The sequence below is a fragment of the candidate division WOR-3 bacterium genome (assembly GCA_039804165.1).
Lineage (GTDB): Bacteria > Hydrothermota > UBA3072 > UBA3072 > UBA3072 > JAFGHJ01.
In genome coordinates this window covers 53923-72625 of record JBDRZZ010000007.1, presented here as the reverse complement: position 1 = coordinate 72625, position 18703 = coordinate 53923, and the positions used below count along the sequence as shown (strand labels likewise).

Annotated in this window: 16 protein-coding genes; 10 read left to right on the top strand and 6 right to left on the bottom strand. The window is 33.8% G+C overall.

The window, feature by feature from the left end:
* Positions 1–161: 161 nt before the first annotated feature.
* Complete coding sequence (truA, locus tag ABIN61_04320; protein ID MEO0293433.1) at positions 162–872, top strand: tRNA pseudouridine(38-40) synthase TruA; 711 nt, start codon at positions 162–164, stop codon at positions 870–872.
* A gap of 2 nt (positions 873–874) precedes the next feature.
* Positions 875–1615 carry a hypothetical protein gene (locus ABIN61_04315; protein MEO0293432.1) on the top strand — a complete coding sequence of 247 codons (741 nt, stop codon included), beginning with the start codon at positions 875–877 and terminating at the stop codon, positions 1613–1615.
* A 3-nt stretch (positions 1616–1618) separates the two neighbouring features.
* Here the strand turns inward: ABIN61_04315 and ABIN61_04310 are convergent, their stop codons facing one another.
* Positions 1619–1915: a hypothetical protein gene (locus ABIN61_04310; GenBank protein ID MEO0293431.1), complete on the bottom strand. Its 297-nt coding sequence runs from the start codon at positions 1913–1915 to the stop codon at positions 1619–1621.
* Between the two features lie 114 nt (positions 1916–2029).
* Between ABIN61_04310 and ABIN61_04305 the strand changes: the two genes are divergently transcribed.
* Genes ABIN61_04305 through ABIN61_04280 form a run of 6 tightly spaced genes read left to right on the top strand, consistent with a single transcriptional unit; the run spans position 2030 to position 8441 of the window.
* Complete coding sequence (locus ABIN61_04305) at positions 2030–2953, top strand: MBL fold metallo-hydrolase (protein MEO0293430.1); 924 nt, start codon at positions 2030–2032, stop codon at positions 2951–2953.
* 32 nt (positions 2954–2985) lie between these two features.
* Positions 2986–3765: a type I methionyl aminopeptidase gene (gene map, locus ABIN61_04300; protein ID MEO0293429.1), complete on the top strand. Its 780-nt coding sequence runs from the start codon at positions 2986–2988 to the stop codon at positions 3763–3765.
* Positions 3737–4888 carry a deoxyguanosinetriphosphate triphosphohydrolase gene (locus ABIN61_04295; protein ID MEO0293428.1) on the top strand — a complete coding sequence of 384 codons (1152 nt, stop codon included), beginning with the start codon at positions 3737–3739 and terminating at the stop codon, positions 4886–4888. The genes map and ABIN61_04295 overlap by 29 nt, the downstream gene beginning before the upstream one ends.
* Positions 4848–5981 (top strand): LptF/LptG family permease, encoded by a 1134-nt coding sequence (locus ABIN61_04290; GenBank protein ID MEO0293427.1) that lies wholly within the window; start codon positions 4848–4850, stop codon positions 5979–5981. The genes ABIN61_04295 and ABIN61_04290 overlap by 41 nt, the downstream gene beginning before the upstream one ends.
* Complete coding sequence (locus ABIN61_04285) at positions 5971–7053, top strand: LptF/LptG family permease (protein ID MEO0293426.1); 1083 nt, start codon at positions 5971–5973, stop codon at positions 7051–7053. The genes ABIN61_04290 and ABIN61_04285 overlap by 11 nt, the downstream gene beginning before the upstream one ends.
* Entirely contained in the window at positions 7050–8441 is a 1392-nt protein-coding gene (locus ABIN61_04280; protein MEO0293425.1) for a lactate racemase domain-containing protein, read from the top strand. Before ABIN61_04285 ends, ABIN61_04280 begins: the two co-directional genes overlap by 4 nt.
* A gap of 180 nt (positions 8442–8621) precedes the next feature.
* Here ABIN61_04280 and ABIN61_04275 read toward each other — a convergent pair whose 3' ends face one another.
* From ABIN61_04275 to ABIN61_04255, 5 genes are read right to left on the bottom strand one after another with little or no spacing between them, the layout of a single operon-like run.
* Positions 8622–9854, bottom strand: coding sequence for an FtsX-like permease family protein (locus ABIN61_04275; protein MEO0293424.1), 1233 nt, complete (start codon positions 9852–9854; stop codon positions 8622–8624).
* Positions 9851–10993, bottom strand: a complete 1143-nt coding sequence (locus tag ABIN61_04270; GenBank protein ID MEO0293423.1) for an FtsX-like permease family protein — start codon at positions 10991–10993, stop codon at positions 9851–9853. The genes ABIN61_04275 and ABIN61_04270 overlap by 4 nt, the downstream gene beginning before the upstream one ends.
* Complete coding sequence (locus ABIN61_04265) at positions 10965–11654, bottom strand: ABC transporter ATP-binding protein (GenBank protein MEO0293422.1); 690 nt, start codon at positions 11652–11654, stop codon at positions 10965–10967. The genes ABIN61_04270 and ABIN61_04265 overlap by 29 nt, the downstream gene beginning before the upstream one ends.
* Positions 11655–11667: 13 nt before the next feature.
* Entirely contained in the window at positions 11668–12645 is a 978-nt protein-coding gene (locus tag ABIN61_04260) for a hypothetical protein (protein MEO0293421.1), read from the bottom strand.
* Entirely contained in the window at positions 12642–13328 is a 687-nt protein-coding gene (locus ABIN61_04255; protein ID MEO0293420.1) for an outer membrane lipoprotein-sorting protein, read from the bottom strand. The genes ABIN61_04260 and ABIN61_04255 overlap by 4 nt, the downstream gene beginning before the upstream one ends.
* 147 nt (positions 13329–13475) lie before the next feature.
* Here ABIN61_04255 and ABIN61_04250 point away from each other — a divergent pair, with 147 nt between their 5' ends.
* Together ABIN61_04250 and ABIN61_04245 are read left to right on the top strand one after the other, a co-directional pair.
* Positions 13476–14576, top strand: a complete 1101-nt coding sequence (locus tag ABIN61_04250; protein ID MEO0293419.1) for a sugar-binding protein — start codon at positions 13476–13478, stop codon at positions 14574–14576.
* A gap of 392 nt (positions 14577–14968) precedes the next feature.
* The gene (locus ABIN61_04245; protein MEO0293418.1) at positions 14969–18700 is read left to right on the top strand and encodes an FG-GAP-like repeat-containing protein; all 3732 of its coding nucleotides are present in this window, start codon (positions 14969–14971) and stop codon (positions 18698–18700) included.
* Positions 18701–18703 lie beyond the last annotated feature (3 nt).

Genomic DNA, 18703 nt, shown 5'->3' with positions numbered 1-18703 from the left:
GATTCCTAAAATTAATAATAAAAATACTATCATATTTTTATTATAACCAATAAATAAAGTTTGGCAATATTTTTGCTATGAAAATTGCCTATTTTAGAGAATCTCTTGAATAGGCTTAAAAACTTGACAGGGAAGGCTCTTTTTCTATTTTTTTATAAATTATGGAAAATGTAAAGATAGTTTTGGAGTATGATGGGACTGATTTTTACGGATGGCAGGTCCAACCTGGGAAAAGAACCGTTCAAGGAGAATTGGAAAAAGCCCTTTTGAAAATTTTCGGAGAGAAGATAAAAGTGATAGGTTCAGGAAGAACAGATAAAGGAGTTCATGCTCTTGGACAAGTAGCTTCTTTTTTTTGTCCTCAGAGTTTTGATCCAGAAGAATTAAAAAACGCTTTAAATGGGAATATAGGAAGGGATATTTTTGTAAAAGAATGCGAATTGATGCCAGAGACTTTTAATGCAAGATTCTCGGCGAAATCAAGAGTATACCGGTATCAAATTACAACAGAAAAATCTGTATTTACAAGAAGATATTTTTTTTATATTAAGGAAACTCTGAACCTAGAAAATATGGAGAAGGCTAAAGAAGCTCTTCTTGGATGGCATAATTTTGAAAATCTTTCAACAAAAGATTCAGGTTTTTGTGAACTAAGAAGGTTAGAAATTCAAAGAGAAGGTAAAAACATTTTCATTGAGGTAGAAGCTGATCGCTTTCTTAGAAGAATGGTAAGAGGAATTGTAGGATTATTGATTGCGGTTGGAGAAGGTAAAATTGAACCAGAGGATGCAGAAAAGATAATTGAAGGGCAAAGAAGAAGATTACCTATTGTTCCTCCTTTTGGTCTTTTTCTCTTAGAAGTTAAATATTAGGGATGGAAATTGTAATAGAAACCAAAGATTTTTCTTTTGAAAAGACTTTCAATTCTGGTTTATTTTATTTTTTTTATGAAGATGAGCCCAAAAGGGTTATTTATTTTGAAAAGAATAAAATTGAACTTTTCTTTAAACAAGAAGGTGATGATTTAATAATAACTCTTTCACAAGATATTAAAGAAAAAGAGAAATTAATAAATCGTATTTCTTACTGTTTTGGATTAAATGAGGATTTATCTTTTTTTTATCTTTTATGTGAAAAGGACCCAGTTTTAAGTAAGTTTCTTCCTTTAATAAAATCCACAAGAGTAATTTCAGCTTTTTCTGATTTTGAAGCCTTGGTAGGTGCTATAATCTCCCAAAATAATTCCTATAGAAATTACAGAAAGCAAATGAGAGAGGTTTACAGAACAATAAATTTTATACCAGAAAAATATAAAGAGAAGGAGCTGAAGAAAATCAAGCTTGGATATAAAATTCCTTATATTATTGAACTTGTCAAGAATTTTGGGAAGTTAGAAGTGAAAAACATTAAAGGGATTGGTAATTACTCTCTAAATCTCTATAAAATTTTTCAAAAAAGGGATTATAATGCCTTTTATGTTGACTGCCTAACCAAAAGAATTATGCAAGAAAAATATGGAATTTATAAAGATTTTGAAGAAAATAGCAAAAAACTCTGGGGAAATTATAGAGGGCTTGCTGAAGCATATCTTCAAAGATTCTTTGAGAAAAAATGAGTTTTAGTTTTCTTCTTTTTTTGGAATTTCTTTTTCTATTTTAGTTAGGCGTTTATTGATTTCTTCTAAATTCTTCTCAATCTTATTTAATCTTGTTTCAATTTTATCAATCCGCTCGATTTTCCCCTTTATTTCAGGATACCAATCTTTTGCTTTTAGAGGAGATTCTTCTTCTACTGCTTTTATTTTCTTTGTCAATTCGTTTATTTTATTGTGAATCTTAATGATTTCTTTAGATTCATTTCTATCACAACTAATCATAAGGGAGAGGATAAAGAATATAAGCAATATTTTTTTCATCCATTCCTCCTATTTTTGTGAAAATTTATTCTATTATAGAGAAATATCAAGTGGGTAAAAATTTTATGAAGAAAAGGTTGACAAGTAGGAATAAAAATTATTTTTATTTTTAGAATGAAGATAGTAAAAATAAGTGATAGGATATATTTCTTTTTAAGAACCCCTCCTTCTTCAAATACTGTTTTAATAAAAGGTGATGTAAATATTATTATCGATCCTGGTTATAATCCCTTTATAAAAGAGAGAGCTCTTTCCCCTTTGTTAAAAGAAGCTAAACTATCCATAAAAGACGTTGATGAATTGTGGTTTACTCATTGTCATCCAGATCATACGGGATTAGCTTATTATCTTCTCCAGAAAAAACAAATGAGAGTTCTTTGTCATCCTTTTGGGAAAAGAATTGTTGAATGTGATCCTCCAATCTACGGACTAATGGAATCAGAAAAAATAGATGAAGAGTTTATTAAAAGAATATATCCAACGGAGATCAGCAAAAGAAAGCGCCTTGAAGAAATAGTCCGTTTCTTTGTTAAACTTTATGGGGGGCTACTTTCTATTGGAAGCCACGGAATTAAAATAGATGAGTGTTTTTCTGATGGAGAGATAAGGTATGGAATTAAGATTTTATTTCTTCCTGGACATACCCAAACGGAGGTGGGCTTTTTAGATAAATCTGTCCTTATAATGGGGGACTTAATCGCTACCTTTTCTTTTAGAAGACCAGCAGTTTTAAACGTTCCTTCCTCAGATATTGATGAGGCGATTTTTTCTTTAAGAAAGATTATGAAGATATCTCCAAAGTTGATTCTTCCAGGACATGGTAATTATTCTAAAATAGATTTAAACCTTATAAAAGAAATTTACGAGAGAACAGTTTCTTTAAGAGAAAGAGGAATCTCTTTAATACAAAGTAAGCATGCTTTTATTCCGTATTTTATAGGCCTTCAGAAGTTACTTCCTCTGAATTACTTCAGAACTCAAGAGAGGCTCGCTCTTTTATTCATTATTTATAAAAGCTACGTGAAGAGAATTACTTGACATAAACTTAGTCCTTGGTTATTATCAAGTTGATGATAATTCTAAAAAGTAAGAAAGAGATAGAAGGAATAAAAGATGCTTCCAAAATTCTTGCTGAAACTTTTGAGTTTATAAATGAGATTATTCAGGAAGGGATGGAAACAAAGGCTTTAGATAGAGAGATTGAAGAGTTTATAAAAAAGAAAAAAGCTCTACCAGCATTTAAGGGTTATAGAGGTTATCCAGCTTCTTCTTGTATTTCTATTAATGAAGTTGTAATTCATGGGATTCCTTGTGAGAGGTGTATTAAAGAAGGAGATTTAGTGAGCGTTGATGTTGGTGTGAAATATAAAGAATTTTATAGTGATGCAGCTTTTACTTTTGGGATTGGTAAAATAGACAAAAAAGCAGAAAAATTAATAGAAATAGGGAAGATGGCCCTTTATAAAGCTATAGAAGAAATAAAAGAGGAAAATAGAGTTGGAGATATATCTTGGGCGATTCAAGAAACTGCTGAGAAAGCAGGTTTTAATGTTGTGAGAGATTTTGTTGGGCATGGAGTTGGGGTGGAACTTCATGAGGATCCTCCAATTCCTAATTTTGGAGAAAAAGGTATTGGTCCGAAATTAAAGAAAGGAATGACAATAGCTGTAGAGCCTATGATAAATGCTGGAACTTCTAAGGTTAGAATCTTAGAAGATGGTTGGACAGTTGTGACAGAAGATGGTAGCCCCTCTGTCCATTTTGAACATACAATCTTAGTGACAGAAAAAGGCCCTTTAATTCTTACAGAATCTTCTTTATATGATGAAAAACGTAAGAGAACATCTTGAGGAAATTGAAGAAAAGGAACTTGCTCCTTATGCAGTTCTTTCTAAGGACACAAAAGGGAGAGTTCATCCTGAAGATCCTCCTACTTATAGGACTCATTTTATGAGAGATAGAGATAGAATAATTCATTCTACAGCATTTAGAAGGCTTGAGTATAAAACACAAGTTTTTGTAAATCACGAAGGGGATTATTACAGAACAAGATTAACTCATGCTCTTGAAGTTCAACAAATTGCTCGAACAATAGCAAAAGCTCTTCGCCTTAATGAGACTTTAACAGAGGCTATTAGTCTTGCTCATGATATAGGACATACACCTTTTGGTCATGCTGGGGAAGCAAAACTCGATGAGCTTATGAAAGATTTTGGAGGTTTTGAACACAACAAACAAGGGCTAAGAGTTGTGGATGTCTTAGAAAATAAATATCCCAATTTTAGAGGGTTGAATCTTTGTTATGAGACAAGAGAAGGAATAATTAGACATGAAACCGAATATGACTCTCCTATTCATAAGGGAGGCGAATTTTCTCAGAATAAAGCTCCATCCCTTGAAGCTCAAATTGTAAATATTGCAGATGAAATCGCGTATAATGCTCATGATCTTGATGATGGATTAAAGTCTAATTATATAAACTTAGATCAATTAAAGGAAGTCCAAATCTGGCGGAACATCTTTGAGGAAACTGATCCCAAACTTGAAACTCAAAAAAGAATTTATATGGCTATAAGAAATTTCATTAAAATTGAAGTTAAAGATGTGATTGAGACGACTCTTAAAAATATTAAAGAGAAGAAAATAAACTCATTAAAAGACGTATATTCAACTTCGCCCATTGTTAAGTTTTCCCAAGATTTGGAGAAATTGAATATTGAGTTGAAAAATTTTTTGATGCAAAACTTATACACCCATTATAAAGTGGTTAAAATGCAAGAGAAATCAAAAAGGATAATTGAGGCCCTTTTCTCAATTTACATAAAAGAACCATGCCAACTACCTCCTCAGTTCCAAAAAGCTATCCCGGATTTTGGAAAAGAGAGGGTAATATGTGATTACATTGCAGGAATGACAGACCGTTTCGCTCAAGATGAATATGAAAGGCTCTTCTTTCCTTTTCAAAAAATGTAAGATTTCTATCTTAAGCAAATATATAATAAAGCAGGCTATTCTTCCTTTTTTCTCAGGCTTTCTTATTTTTAGTTTTATCTTACTAATGGAAAGGATTTTTCAGTTATTTGATTTTCTTATTAGTAAACATGTTTCCTTAGGCTCAGTTATTGGAGTTTTTCTCTATAGTTTACCTTTCATAATTGCATTAACAATTCCAATGGGTGTTTTGGTGGCTTCTATTGCGACTTATGGAAGAATGAGTGGAGATCTTGAGATTCTTGCTATCAGAGCTTTAGGGATTAATCCTTTGGGTTTGACAAGAGGAAGCTTTTTAACTTCTCTTTTTATAACAATAGGAATGGTTTTTTTTAATATGTATATCCTTCCGGAATCTAATTTTAAACTAAAAAAACTTTACTTAGAAATTTCAAGAGCAAGACCAACCATACATCTTCACCCCGAAAAATTTAATGAACTTAGTGAAGAATATACCTTATGGATAAAGGAAATAGATCATTCAAAGTCAGTAATCACTAACATTATTCTTAAAGAAGATATACCAGGAAAGCCTATAAGAACTATTTACGCTCGGGAAGGCAAGATGGAAGTATTGGGAGATAGTCTAATTTTTCATCTTTCTTCTGGGGAGATGCACATATTTGATCAGAAAGACCCATTTCAGTATAAAATAGTGAATTTTGATAATTATATTTTATCTATTTCTCTTAAAAAAGAAAATTTAGTAGAGACAACCAAAGGTTATAGAGAAATGAATTTAAAAGAACTTTTGAAAAATGCCAGAGAAACAGAGGTAAAGAGAAAGAAGTGGCGTTATTTACTTGAAGCTCATAAAAAGTTCTCTATCCCTTTTGCCTCTTTAATTTTTGTTTTAGTTGGTGTCCCTATTGGTATACAAATGAAAAAAGGGGGTGTTGGAAATGGGATAACCCTTAGCTTTTTTTTGTTTATGATTTATTATATAATGCTAATAGGTGGAGAAGAGCTATGTGAAAGAGGTTATTTTTATCCTTCTTTATCAATGTGGGCTCCAAATATTGTTTTGGGGATAACAGGTTTATATCTTTTTTACAAAATAATATATGAAAAATAAAATTTTGGATGTTTATATCATAAAGAAATTCTTCCTAGCCATATTATTTTCCTTGATTGGACTTTCTTTTATATATATCATAACAAATTTTTTTGAGAACATTGGATATTTTGTGGACAAAAAGACTCCTTCTCTTATTATTTTAGAATATTATTTGTTGTTCTACCCAAAGGTAATTTTACTTATAATGCCCCTCGCTACTTTAATGGGGATTTATTTTTCTCTTGGATTAATTACAAGGCATAATGAAGTTTTGGCTTTAAGGGCTTTGGGAATTTCTCCTTTTAGAATATATAGGGCTATTTTTCTTTATGGATTTTTACTTTCTATAGTGATAATTTTCTTTAATCTTTCTTTAATCCCAAAGACAAAGGAAAACTTAAAAGAATTTAAGAAAGTAAAGATTGAAAAAATAGTTCAGGATTTCGATGAGAATTATGCAAGAGACATAAACTATATAACAGACACTGGGGAGATGGTTAGTATTAAAAGATTAATTGGTAATGAAATTCACGCGATACATATATTGACTTATAGAGATGGTAAAATGATATCAAGAATTGACGCTGGGAGGGGAATTTGGAAAGATTCTCTTTGGATTCTCTTAGGGGCTTACAAAAGAACTTTTGAGGAAGATTCTATAAGTTTTAATTTCAGCGATACAATGAAAGTAGAATGCTTTAGAGTATCTCCTCAGGAAATAGCCAAAAGTAAAAAAGATCCATTGAATTTCTCTTTCTTTCAACTTTTTAAATATATAAAAAAGTTGGAAAGGACTGGACAACGGTCAGGAGCAGAGAGAGTGGAATTATATGAAAGGATTTCTTATCCTTTGGTTAATTTTATAATCTTGTTTCTTGGGTGTCCTCTTGCTCTTGAGGTAAAAAGAAGAGGGTTAATTTTTGGATTTGGTCTTGGAATTCTTCTTTCTTTTATTTTCTGGGGTATAATTCAACTTTTTAAGGAGTTAGGAATAAATGGTAACTTACCTCCCTCCCTTTCAATTTTAATTCCTAATATGGTCTTTCTCTTTATAGGGCTATATTTAATGTTTAGAAAGGATGCCTTATGAACAAAAAAATAAATATAACTTATGGGGATGAAAAAATCACCCTATTAGTTCCTAAGGATTTTCTTGCAGGAGAAGTTATTAAACCCAGAGAATCTTCTCCTCTAATGTCTGAAGAAGAAATGAAAAAGAAAATAGAAGAATCGCTTCAAAAACCCATAAATTCTAAAAAACTAAATGAAATTGTAAAAAATAAAAAAGTTGGACTTCTAATAAATGATGGATTTAGACCAGGATTACAAAAACTAATCGTGGAGGTGATGTTAAGAGAAATTTTTAAGGGTAAGCCCCTTTCTCTTAAAGTTTTTATTGCTACAGGGACTCATAATCCTGAAGTGTATGGAAGAGGGATCGCTGAGTTTATTAAGAGGAGGGCGGAAGAGATGAATAAAGAAGTTTTTGTTATCACTAACGATTGCGAGAAAGGCGAGTTCATTTATTTGGGCGAAACTCCTTTTGGCACTAAAGCTGAGGTCTTAAAAGAATGGCTTGAGACAGATTCAAGAATTTACGCTCACGAATCCAAGTACCATTATATGAATGGATATAGTGTGTTTGATAAACAGGTTTGTCCAGGACTTTCTTCTTGGAGAACAATCGAATCAACCCATAAGCACGCCTTAAGAGAAGACTTAAGTGCTCCAGGTAGAATACCCTATCATAAGGTTAGAGAGAGACAAAGAAATCCTTTTGCAGAGGATAATAGATACGTAAGGTTATTGTCTGAAAGGTACGTATTAAAAGATGGGAAACTCAAAGAAGAGAACCCCCCTGTTTTTCTTTTAGATATGATTTCTACACCTTTTACAATTAAATGGATAGCTTCAGGAGACCCAGAGATAGTTTCAAGAGAGATGACCGAGGTTGTTGACAAATTAAGCTCTTTTGAGATTCCAAGGACAAAATATGTTGTGATTTCTCCTGGAGGGCCTCCATTCTCTGACACACTATATGGAACTCAAATTTGTCTTGATATGGCTTTAAAAAATGCGATTGAAGAGGGAGGGGAAGCTCTTATTTTAGCACCCTGTAAAGGAGATCCGAATTTACCCCTTGAGGTAAGAGGGCTTGGACCAAGCGAAAAAGTGAAAGAACTATTTTGGGATAATCTTGTTAGATTGAGAAAATTGTCTCTTCAAGAGGCTACAGAATGGATAAAGAAAAATTTTGAGTTGTATCTCTGGAAGACAGATAGGCTTTTGAAATTTATGCTAAAACAAAAAGTTAAACTTTATTTATATTCTGAACTTCCAAGAGAAAAAATTGAACCAGGAGGATTCCTTTTTGTTGAAGATCCAAATGAATGGATTAAGGAAAGAGCAAAAAGGAGGGATGGGAAGCTTAGAATAATAGATGAGGGGAATAAAGTGTTAATAATGTCTTCTAAATAAAAAATTTATAAGGATTACCCCTTGCATTTTTCTATTTTCTGTATATAATTAAATTAATATTTGTCCGGGGTGAGGACTCTATCTTTATATCCTGTTCTTTTTATAATATCTCCTTACATACCCTATACCCTAAATCCGTTTCCCAAAAACTCACCCCGGATTTTTATTAAAAGAAGAAGTTTAATATTCTCTTAAGGTTTTAATTATAGGTAAATTAGAAGCTCTTAACGCTGAAGGTAAAGAAGCAATCATTGTTGTAAGAGTTCCCAAAAAGAACGCTTTGAGAAAGGAGAGAGGTATTATTTTCCCATACATTTTTGTTCCTATTGGAATATTAAGTCCTTCAAGAGCTCCGGATGGGAGTGGAATTCCAAAGTTTTGGAGTAAAATGGAGCCCACAAATCCTAAGAAGCAACCGAAGAGACTTCCAAAAAATCCAATCCAAAATCCTTCGCTTAAAAAAAGAGTGGATATTTGACACTTCCCAAAACCAATTGCTCTTAATGTTCCAATTTCTGTTTTCCTCTCCCAAGCAGAAACCATCATCATATTTGAAATTCCAAAAATAGCAAGAATTAAAAGAATCCCTTTTATAACACCCATTGCTTTTTTTTGAATCGCTTGAACACTTATAACTTCTTCTATATAATGAGAATATGGGAAAATTTCTACATCAAAAGAAAAGAGTTTATTTTTAAGAGAATCTACAAAAATTTCTGCCTTGGATGGATCTTCAAGAATTATCGTAAGTTCGGAAATCGCTTTTGCCCCTATAAAATCTTGGATAATCTGAAGAGGAACAAAAGCATTCATTTTTTCAAACTCTGAAAAACCAATAGAATATATTCCAGAAATTTCAAGATCTATCACATTATGAGTTTCATAAGTTGTTCTACTATAAAGGAGAAGAATATCCCCTACTTTACTATTTAAAATAGAAGAGAGCTCCTTTCCAATTAAGATTTTATATTCTTCATTCTCAGGGATTGACCCTTCAACATTTTTATCTCTTATTGCACTGAACTTTCTTTCTTTAGGTAAGTTTACTCCGTTAATAAGAATAGGAATCTGCTTCCCTTCGTATGAAATTAATCCACCTATTTTTAGTCTTGGATAAATTTCTTTAATTCCAGAAATTTCTCTTATTTTCTTTTCTATATCTTTAGAATCATAAAGGAGGAGGCTCTTAGTCACTGGGAATCTTTCAGAGTTCTTATCATAACCTTTTTTATGAATCTTAATATGCCCTACACCCATTTTTATATAATTATCAATAACATCATTCCATTCTCCTTCTATTAGAGTATCGAATAGAATAATGACCATAACTGCAGCTCCAATAGTAAAGGAATTTATTATTGATCTTCTTTTATTTCTGCTTGTGTTTCGGAACCCCATTTTAAATATATTCATAATTCTTTTTTCAAAGCTTCAATAGGTTTCATTCTAACAATATATAAAAGAGGATAAAGAGACCAAATAATAGCCCAGATAACCCCAAAAACAATGTAACCTACCCACTGGAGAGGGACAATTGCAGGATAAATCTTACCTTCCCAATAATCCATCATTTCTTCTATTTCTCCAAAACTAATACCTCTTCCTAATCCAAATTTAATAATGATATAGGAAAAAATTGTTCCGATTAATGCTCCAATTAAGGAAATGAGAATTATTTCAAGAAGAATTAATTTAGTAATCCAAAACCGGGAAGCTCCTATAGCACGAAGAGTTCCTATGTCTTTCTTTCTTTCAAGAACACTAGTGAGAACCGTATTCATTATAATCCCGGCAACAAGAATCAAAATTATTAATGAGAAAATATTCATCTTGTAATCTGTTACTCTAAAAAGATCCTCAATGTTTGTTAGACGTTCCCTCCAAGAGGTGATTTTTATATTGGGAAAGATTTTCCTTAACTCTTTTACATATTCGTCTGCCTTCCAAAACTCGTAAAAATTTATCACAAGAAGTCTAACCTCGTCTTTTTCCCAACCTAAAAGCATTCTCATAAGAGAAATTGGAAGAATAATTCCTTTACCATTTTTTATACTTTTAAAATTCTTAGCTGTGCTATCAATTTTTGCTGGGAGAACGCTTAACCCTCCATATCTATTACTTCCGAAAAGAATTATGGTATCTCCTTTCTTTGCGTTGAGAATTTCTGCTGTCTTTTCCCCTATAATTGTTCTTGGAATTTCGTCTTCCGAGATAATAGAAGTTTCAATTGAGGAGCTGTCTTTTACAACTATCGCTGGAGCGAATATTTTTCCTCTGATTTCTGCGTTCGGTATTATCTCTTTTATTTTTTTCTTTATATCTCCATATTTTTCTATAGAATAAATTGCAACTTCAAGAGGTTCAGCGTCTTTTGGCTCAAAAACAATCATTCCTTCCCGAGATAGCATAAAACGTAGAGCAGAAATTTTAAATCCTTCTCCTATTCCACTCATTGTTTGCATGGCAATTGTTGAGACCGCAATACAGATAGCTATAACAATGCTTCTTCTTAAGTATTTTAAGCTATTTCTTATGGCTCCTTTGAATAACATCTTTTACAATCCTTCCATCTCTAAGTTCTATTTTTCTATCTGCGAGTTTAAATAGCCTTGTGTCGTGTGTAGAGAAGATAAATGTTACTCCTTCAATTTTGTTTAAATTTTCCATTATTTTGATTATTTGTAATCCAGTCTCAGAATCAAGATTTGCAGTAGGTTCGTCTGCAAGAACAATATCAGGATTTCCAACTAAAGCTCTCGCTATAGCAACTCTTTGCCTTTCTCCTCCAGAGAGTTCATCTGGTTTGTGAGAGGCTATTTCGCTTATTCCTGTTTCTGACAATATTTTTTCTATTCTTTTCTTTCTGTCTTTCTCTCCCTTTAATATAAGTGGAAGTTCTATATTTTCATAAGCGGTAAGAACTGGTATAAGATTAAAATTTTGAAATATGAAACCGATGCGATTCTTTCTTATAAAGGTAGCTTCCTCCTCCGAAATGCTTGTGAGATCTTTTCCTTCAAAAATTATTTTCCCAAAAGTTGGTTTATCAAGAAGCCCCATTAAATTTAATAAAGTTGTTTTCCCACTCCCTGAAGGGCCAGCAATAACAATGAATTCGCCCTTAGAAATAGAAAAAGAGACTCCTCTAATGGCGTGAACCTCTGTTTTCCCCAGAAAATAATCTTTTTTTACATTTTCCATTTGAATTAGCATATTCTACTCTCCTTTAAATATAATATCTTAATTCAATAGAAAAGATGTTTTTATAAGGGATGAAATCAAACTCTCTTCCTTTCAAGATTCTAACATAATTTAAGGAAATAAGAGAATTCTCAAAAAAATAAGAGGTTAGAAAAATTCCAAGGATTCCACTTTTCCATTCTGGATTAACTAAAGAAAATAATCCAATTCCATTTATTTCATCTGTCCATCTAATCACAGAATATATATATTTCCTTCCAGAGCCTCCAGGTTCAAGAAGCTTGGGTAAATCTTCTTTTGGGGTAGCATCATATTCTTCTTTTGTAAGACCTTTCTGGTTGTAAAAAAACTCAAAGTGAAAACAGAAATTATCTCCAAAGATTTTATTAAAACCAGTTGTAGAAGCAAAAGTTTCCTTAGAAGAAAACTCAAAAGAGAAATCTGAAAAGATTATAAATCCTAAAATAGAAAAACGTATTCCCGCCCCTGGATAAAAAGCTTTTTTACTAAAAACAATTGGGAAGTGAGCCTCTAATCCAGAGCTAAAGAAAGAAAAATGCATTCCTCCTTTAATGCTGTCAATTTTAGGGGGGTCTCCTGGTAAGAAAATGATAAATTCTGGAGTTATATTTGGGATGTTGTTGTATTGGAGAGAGAAAATATTTTTCCCCTCTTTTAAAAGTTCTTCATCGAAGGGTGAAATGGAAGAACTTCCATACCAGAAAGGAGAATAAAACATTCCATATCCCCAGAAGAGATTATCTCTTCCAAAGGAAACCTCAAAGTTTTTATAATTTAAGCTTGCTATTGCTTTATCTATTGAAATGTAAATCGTGTCAAGAGGATAAAGAATTCCACTTCTTGAGAAAAAAACAAAAGAAGAAAATTCTTTTTTTCCTTCAAAATGAATTCTATTCTCAAAATGATAAAAAATATCTTTTTCGCTATAAATTATTTCATTCCCAAAAGAAGCCTTTAAAAAGGAAAACAAAACAAAAATCATTTCTTTAAGTTTTCAGGTTTGAAAAGAGAAGGCGAAATACTCTGAAGGGTTTTAAGGGATATAATTTTTACCTCTGTGTAACTTTCAGGGTTTAGCACATTAATCATCTTCATATAAGTGGTGTAAAGTTGTCCTTCAAAAACTTTGAGGCTATCTAAGAACATTTCCTTATATAATCTACCTGAGAGAGTATAAAATTTTAATTCAGCAGGGAGATAGTTTTTCTTTCTAACTTTCATTGTGATTTTTTTATAAGGAGCTTCTTTACTTTTCCCTTCGAGTTCGAGAAAGTAAAAATCCAAGGTAGAATCAATAGAAGTTGCTTTAAAATTCTTTTCGTAACTGCTTTCCATTAGATCACTATTTGAAAACTCACTTCCAAGAAATCTGTCTCTTATAGAAAGCCTTAAAGATTTCCCAACTTCTGGAGCATACATCCAAATGTCATTTCCAATTAGAAGAAATTTTCTTCCTTTTTCTCTAATTGGCTCAAGGACTTCAAGATAACTCGCTTTTTTTCTTTCCGAGATAATTTTTATTTTGTAGGTTACTTCTCGCCCACCTCGTAAATAGTTACGCATTTCTACTGTTGCTTGAGACTTAAGAGGTGTCTTTATCTCGTCAATTTTCTTGAGTAATTCCTCTGCAGTTAAAGAAACTAAAAATAAAAATATTCTAAACATACATTATATAAATATAAATAAAATGCAAAATAAAAGTAATCTGTCAAGATCTGTCAAGAAATTTATAAGAACCAATTGGCCTAACAAAAGCTTGACAAATTTTAAAATAATACCATTTTAATTGAAAAGGGAGGTTAAATGGTTCTTATGAAAAATTCCAAATTTTTCTTTTTTTTCTTTCTTTTTGGTTCTTCTTTTTTTCTTAGAGCTTTTACCTTGAGGCCGCAAGATGACACAGTAAAGGCTCCAGATGTAGAAAATCCTCCAACAATTAATGGTTTAGGAGATGATCCTTGTTGGAGTTTGGTAAATTGGCAGTCAATAGATCAGGTATGGATTCCTTATGGTGGCTATGTAGAACCGGAGGATTACTCCGGTAGATACAAAGTAGTATGGTCTTCCTTAGAAAATGTTTTATACTTTTTGGTTGAGATTACCGACGATATCTTTGTGGATGGCTATACAGGTGGTGGAGGTTATTACAATTATGATGTTTTAGAAGTTTTTATAGACGAAGATAAATCAGGAGGGATGCATCGTATTGACCAGGATGGAGAAAATGCTGAAAATGCATTTTCCTATCATATTACTCTGAATGCTCCAGAAGATGGCGGAGTGACGGAAGAATTTGCCGCATACGATCTTGCAGGATTTTGGCAAGTTGTAGACTATGCAAGTCATTTCCCTAACCTTGCAATGAGAAAAAATGGTTCTACTTACACTTGGGAATTTTCTCTTAAAGTTTATAATGACAATTACCAGAGTAGTAATCCTGAAGCGTTCAGGGTAAATTTAACAGAGGGTAAAATTATAGGACTCTCTCTCGCATACTGTGAAAATGATGATCCTAATGAAAATCCAAAAGTAAGAGATAATTTCTTCGGTTCTGTTTGGGTTGCCCATGAGGATTCTAATAGTCACTGGATGAACGCTGATGGCTTCGGGACTCTAAAGTTACTCCGAGAAGAAGGAATTGAAGAGGAATTTAAAGAAAAATATCTTTATATCTATCCAACTCTTGTTAAAGAGAAAGCCACTATTGAATTTTATCTACCAATCTCAACAAAAATTATTATTAAGGTGTTTAATCTCGTAGGGGAACTAGTGGATACAATCCTTGATGCAAATTTAAAAGCTGGGGGGCACAAAATTCAGTGGTTTCCAAAAGATGTTCCTTCAGGGGTTTATTTACTTAGAATACAAACGGACTATTTCAAAACTGTTAGGACTCTTGTGATTTTTAAATAGTAACTTCCTAAAGTCTAACTTCAGATAAGATAGGAAGCTAAGATATTTTGCGAGCTGCTTGCTAGGAGAGTTAAAGTCTTATATAATTTTTGAGATAATAAAGGAGTTTCTCTACTAAGTTCATTAAAACAAGGTCGATATTGTCACCTAAAAGAGATAATGGGGATTCAACAACTTCATACAAAATTACCCCCTTGACAAAGTGATTTTTTTGTTTATAACTTCTAATAAACTTATTAAAAGGAGGTGGGAAATGGATTTAAGAATAAATTTTAAGTTTATAGAGTAAGGCCTTTTCTCCTATTTTTGAAAGGGGGAAAGGCTAAAAAATTTTAATTTGTTTTAGATGGATTTATTAAGTAGGGTATAGGGAAAATATAAAAGGAGGTCAAATGCGAGAAATAAAAATTTTAGTTATATTATGTTTTCTTATGTTTGCAAGTAGTATGTTTGCACAGCTTTCTTTTGAGGATGTAACAGGGAAGTCTGGAATAGTGGGTAACGGCAATGTAGGATTTTCTTGGGGTGATTATAACAACGATGGTCTGATAGATTTCTTCCATAGTTCAGCAGGTAAATTGTATATCAACATGGGAATAGGTGATACATTTGCACTTGTTTCTAAGAACCCGGATCCTTCGACTGCAACTACCTATGGTTCCCTGATGGCGGACTTCACTGTAGATGGTAATTTAGACCTATTAATGACGCAGGGTAATTATTTATCTCTTGTAGAAAACACAGGGGATACTTTATCGTTTCCGGATATTACATCTGCTGTAGGTTTGAACCTGATTACCATACCCAGTGGTAATATTGCTGAGGCAGCGGCAGCGGACTTTGACCGGGATGGAAGATTGGAGATAGCCTTTGCCGGTGGTTATGGTGCAAACACCCAAACACCTGTCCGATTGGCAAAGTTGAATACAGGAACAGGTCAATACGAGGATGTAGCATCTGGAGTGCTTGATGATATTACTCATCAATTCGAGGCATGGAATCCTGCCTGGGTTGATGTCAACAATGATGGGTATCTGGATTTATTTATGCCATCGATCAGAAGTAATTTCCCGACAAACAGGTCTGGATTATACATAAACAATAATGGTAGTGCGTTAAATTGGAGTGAGATTATTGTTGATGGTTCAGCCAGAAATGTTTCGGCAATTGCTTCTGCCTGGGGAGATATTGATAATGATGGAGATATGGATTTGATTGCACAAGCGTTTACAGATGACGGTGGTGCTTTGAATGTATTGTTGAACAATGGAGATGGCACATTTACTGATGCTACAGGCTCATCAGGTATAGTAGCGAACGTTCAGATGAGAGGTTTATCTTTGGGAGACTATGACAATGACGGAGACTTGGACTTATTAATTGGTGGAGGTGGTATGGATTTGACGATATACCAGAACCAATTAATAGAGTCAAGCGCTCTTACATTTACCAATGTTACAGCGAGCACAGTAGGAACTGGAATACAGCAGCATCGTTCTGCGTTATTTATTGACTATAATAATGATGGTAAGCTTGATATATTTGCTGGCTGGACAAGCTCTACTTTCAGGTTATTCAGGAATAAGGTAGAAAACACAAATAACTGGATTGGGTTCCGTCTTGCGATGATTGGGACGTATAATAAGTCAGCCATTGGAGCTCGGATTAAAGTTGAAGCTGGATCTCTCTCTATGATTAGAGACATTCAAGCAGGTGGTTGTGGAGGAATGACAGGTGGAAATATTTGGGCTAATTTTGGTCTTGGAGAAAATACCTCTGCAACTGTCACAGTTTATTGGCCAAATGGGGTTACCCAAGTAATTGGTGATTTGGCTATTAATCAGTATCATTATTTAGAATCACCTCTTGCACCTCCAGCACTCCTATCCCCAGAAAATAACGCTGTTTTAGACCCAGGGGATGTGACCTTAGAGTGGCAAGAGCTCCCAGATGTAGATGGTTATCATCTTCAAGTGGCAAGAGATGCTAATTTCTCAGAGTTGATTGTGGATGAATATCTTTCTGAGACAAGCTATATTTTAACAAGTTTGTCCTATGGAGAAAGACTCTATTGGCATGTAAGCTCATATATTGAGGACGAAGAAGAAAGTGAATTCTCAGGAGCTTGGACATTTAGAATTAGAACTATATACACCGATGTAACAACCATCTTACCAGCTCCGACAGCGAATCCTGATTTAGGATTCTCTTGGGGAGATTATGATGACGATTGGGATTTAGATTTATATATTCCTGGAGCAAGTGGAAAGGGTTCTTTAATGAGGAATGAGGGTGAGAGTTTTACCCTTATTAAGAATATTGGAGTTGGTTATAAGCAGGGTAGTGCATTTGCAGATGTGGATAACGATGGGAATCTTGACCTTGTTGTTCAGTCTGGGAATAGGATTATCGTTTATTATGGAAATTTAGAGAATGCGACCCTTGATTCAACTATCTTGGGTCCGATTGGTTCTGGGAACCTTGGTAATCCTGCGGTTGGTGATTACAATCAGGATGGGCTTCTTGATATAGCTGCTGCTGGGAATACTACGGGTTCTGGTGGAGGGACAATTATAGGTCTTTATAAGCAAGTGAGCCCAAGGAGTTTTGAATTGGCTTCAGGTGATGCAACTGCTGACCTTGATACGACAGATGGTAGGAAATTTGAGAGCTGGAATATGGCATTTTTAGATGTGGATAATGATGGAGATCTTGATTTGTGGGCTCCTTCAATTCGTAGTGATTGGCCTACGAATAAGAGTGCGATATACATAAACAATGGTGGTAAGTTTGGTCAGGCTCAGCCGATAATTGTAGAAGGTAATGAATTAAATGTTTCTGCGATTGCTTCTGCCTGGGGTGATTTTGACAATGATGGAGATTATGATTTACTTGCTCAAGGTCTTGGTGCTGATGGTGGAAGGTTGTATTTATTGAAGAATCTAATTGAAGGTGGAACATTGGTATTTGACACATTAACAGCAGCAACCGGTTTGGGTATAGCTCAGAATGCTGCTTATCGTGGATTTTCCTGGGGTGACTTTGACAATGATGGAGATCTGGATTTGGTAGCTGGAACAGCGGGCGCTGATTTTAAGGTTTATTCTAATAATGGTGATGGGACATTTAGTGATGTATCAAGTGAGGCTGTTGGTTCTATAGGTCAGCATCGTCGTTCGGTTTTGTTTGTTGATTACAATAATGATGGTAAGCTTGATATATACACGAACTATCAAGCCAATAGGCATTTATTGAGAAATGACCTAGTTGACCCTGGGAACTGGATTGGGTTCCGTCTTGCGATGATTGGGACGTATAATAAGTCAGCCATTGGAGCTCGGATTAAAGTTGAAGCTGGATCTCTCTCTATGATTAGAGACATTCAAGCAGGTGGTTGTGGAGGAATGACAGGTGGAAATATTTGGGCTAATTTTGGTCTTGGAGAAAATACCTCTGCAACTGTCACAGTTTATTGGCCAAATGGGGTTACCCAAGTAATTGGTGATTTGGCTATTAATCAGTATCATTATTTGAATAATGCTGCGGAAGTTCCTCCAGCACCCACTCTTGTTTCACCTCCAAATGGTGCAGAGAATCAACCACTTTCTTTAAATTTGATATGGAATAAAGTTCTCACTGCTACAGGATACCGTTGTCAGGTTGCGACTACAGAGACATTTGAAGATCCTTCTATTATAGTAGATGCGACCTCTTACGATACCGTCGAAGCTATTAGTGGCCTTACAGAAAATACGCAATACTATTGGCGCGTTCTTGCATTTAATTCTCTGGGTGAGGGGGAATGGTCAAGTGTTTGGAGCTTTAAGACCCTGGCTCAGGGTGTACTAGAGGAAGCTTTACCCAAAGTCTTTGCTTTAAGAGAAAATGGTTCTCTTGTGAATACGAAAGCGGTAATAACTTATGATGTCCCACACGAAAGCTCTGTAAGAATTGTAATTTGTGATTTACTCGGTAGAGAAATTGCTTCTCTGGTTAACGAGGTTAAGAAACCTGGAAGATACACTGTTGATTGGAATGTGGGTAACTTGAAAAATGGTGTTTACTTCTGTAAGATGGAAGCAAGCAACTTTACTGCTGTAAGAAAGCTGATCTTAATGAAATAAGGG

Bases quoted from the DNA above. Each gene is read 5' to 3' on its own strand.
- truA (MEO0293433.1), top strand. From the start codon at position 162: ATGGAAAATGTAAAGATAGTTTTGGAGTATGATGGGACTGATTTTTAC.
- ABIN61_04315 (MEO0293432.1), top strand. From the start codon at position 875: ATGGAAATTGTAATAGAAACCAAAGATTTTTCTTTTGAAAAGACTTTC.
- ABIN61_04310 (MEO0293431.1), bottom strand. From the start codon at position 1,915: ATGAAAAAAATATTGCTTATATTCTTTATCCTCTCCCTTATGATTAGT.
- ABIN61_04305 (MEO0293430.1), top strand. From the start codon at position 2,030: ATGAAGATAGTAAAAATAAGTGATAGGATATATTTCTTTTTAAGAACC.
- map (MEO0293429.1), top strand. From the start codon at position 2,986: ATGATAATTCTAAAAAGTAAGAAAGAGATAGAAGGAATAAAAGATGCT.
- ABIN61_04295 (MEO0293428.1), top strand. From the start codon at position 3,737: ATGATGAAAAACGTAAGAGAACATCTTGAGGAAATTGAAGAAAAGGAA.
- ABIN61_04290 (MEO0293427.1), top strand. From the start codon at position 4,848: ATGAATATGAAAGGCTCTTCTTTCCTTTTCAAAAAATGTAAGATTTCT.
- ABIN61_04285 (MEO0293426.1), top strand. From the start codon at position 5,971: ATGAAAAATAAAATTTTGGATGTTTATATCATAAAGAAATTCTTCCTA.
- ABIN61_04280 (MEO0293425.1), top strand. From the start codon at position 7,050: ATGAACAAAAAAATAAATATAACTTATGGGGATGAAAAAATCACCCTA.
- ABIN61_04275 (MEO0293424.1), bottom strand. From the start codon at position 9,854: ATGAATATATTTAAAATGGGGTTCCGAAACACAAGCAGAAATAAAAGA.
- ABIN61_04270 (MEO0293423.1), bottom strand. From the start codon at position 10,993: ATGTTATTCAAAGGAGCCATAAGAAATAGCTTAAAATACTTAAGAAGA.
- ABIN61_04265 (MEO0293422.1), bottom strand. From the start codon at position 11,654: ATGCTAATTCAAATGGAAAATGTAAAAAAAGATTATTTTCTGGGGAAA.
- ABIN61_04260 (MEO0293421.1), bottom strand. From the start codon at position 12,645: ATGATTTTTGTTTTGTTTTCCTTTTTAAAGGCTTCTTTTGGGAATGAA.
- ABIN61_04255 (MEO0293420.1), bottom strand. From the start codon at position 13,328: ATGTTTAGAATATTTTTATTTTTAGTTTCTTTAACTGCAGAGGAATTA.
- ABIN61_04250 (MEO0293419.1), top strand. From the start codon at position 13,476: ATGAAAAATTCCAAATTTTTCTTTTTTTTCTTTCTTTTTGGTTCTTCT.
- ABIN61_04245 (MEO0293418.1), top strand. From the start codon at position 14,969: ATGCGAGAAATAAAAATTTTAGTTATATTATGTTTTCTTATGTTTGCA.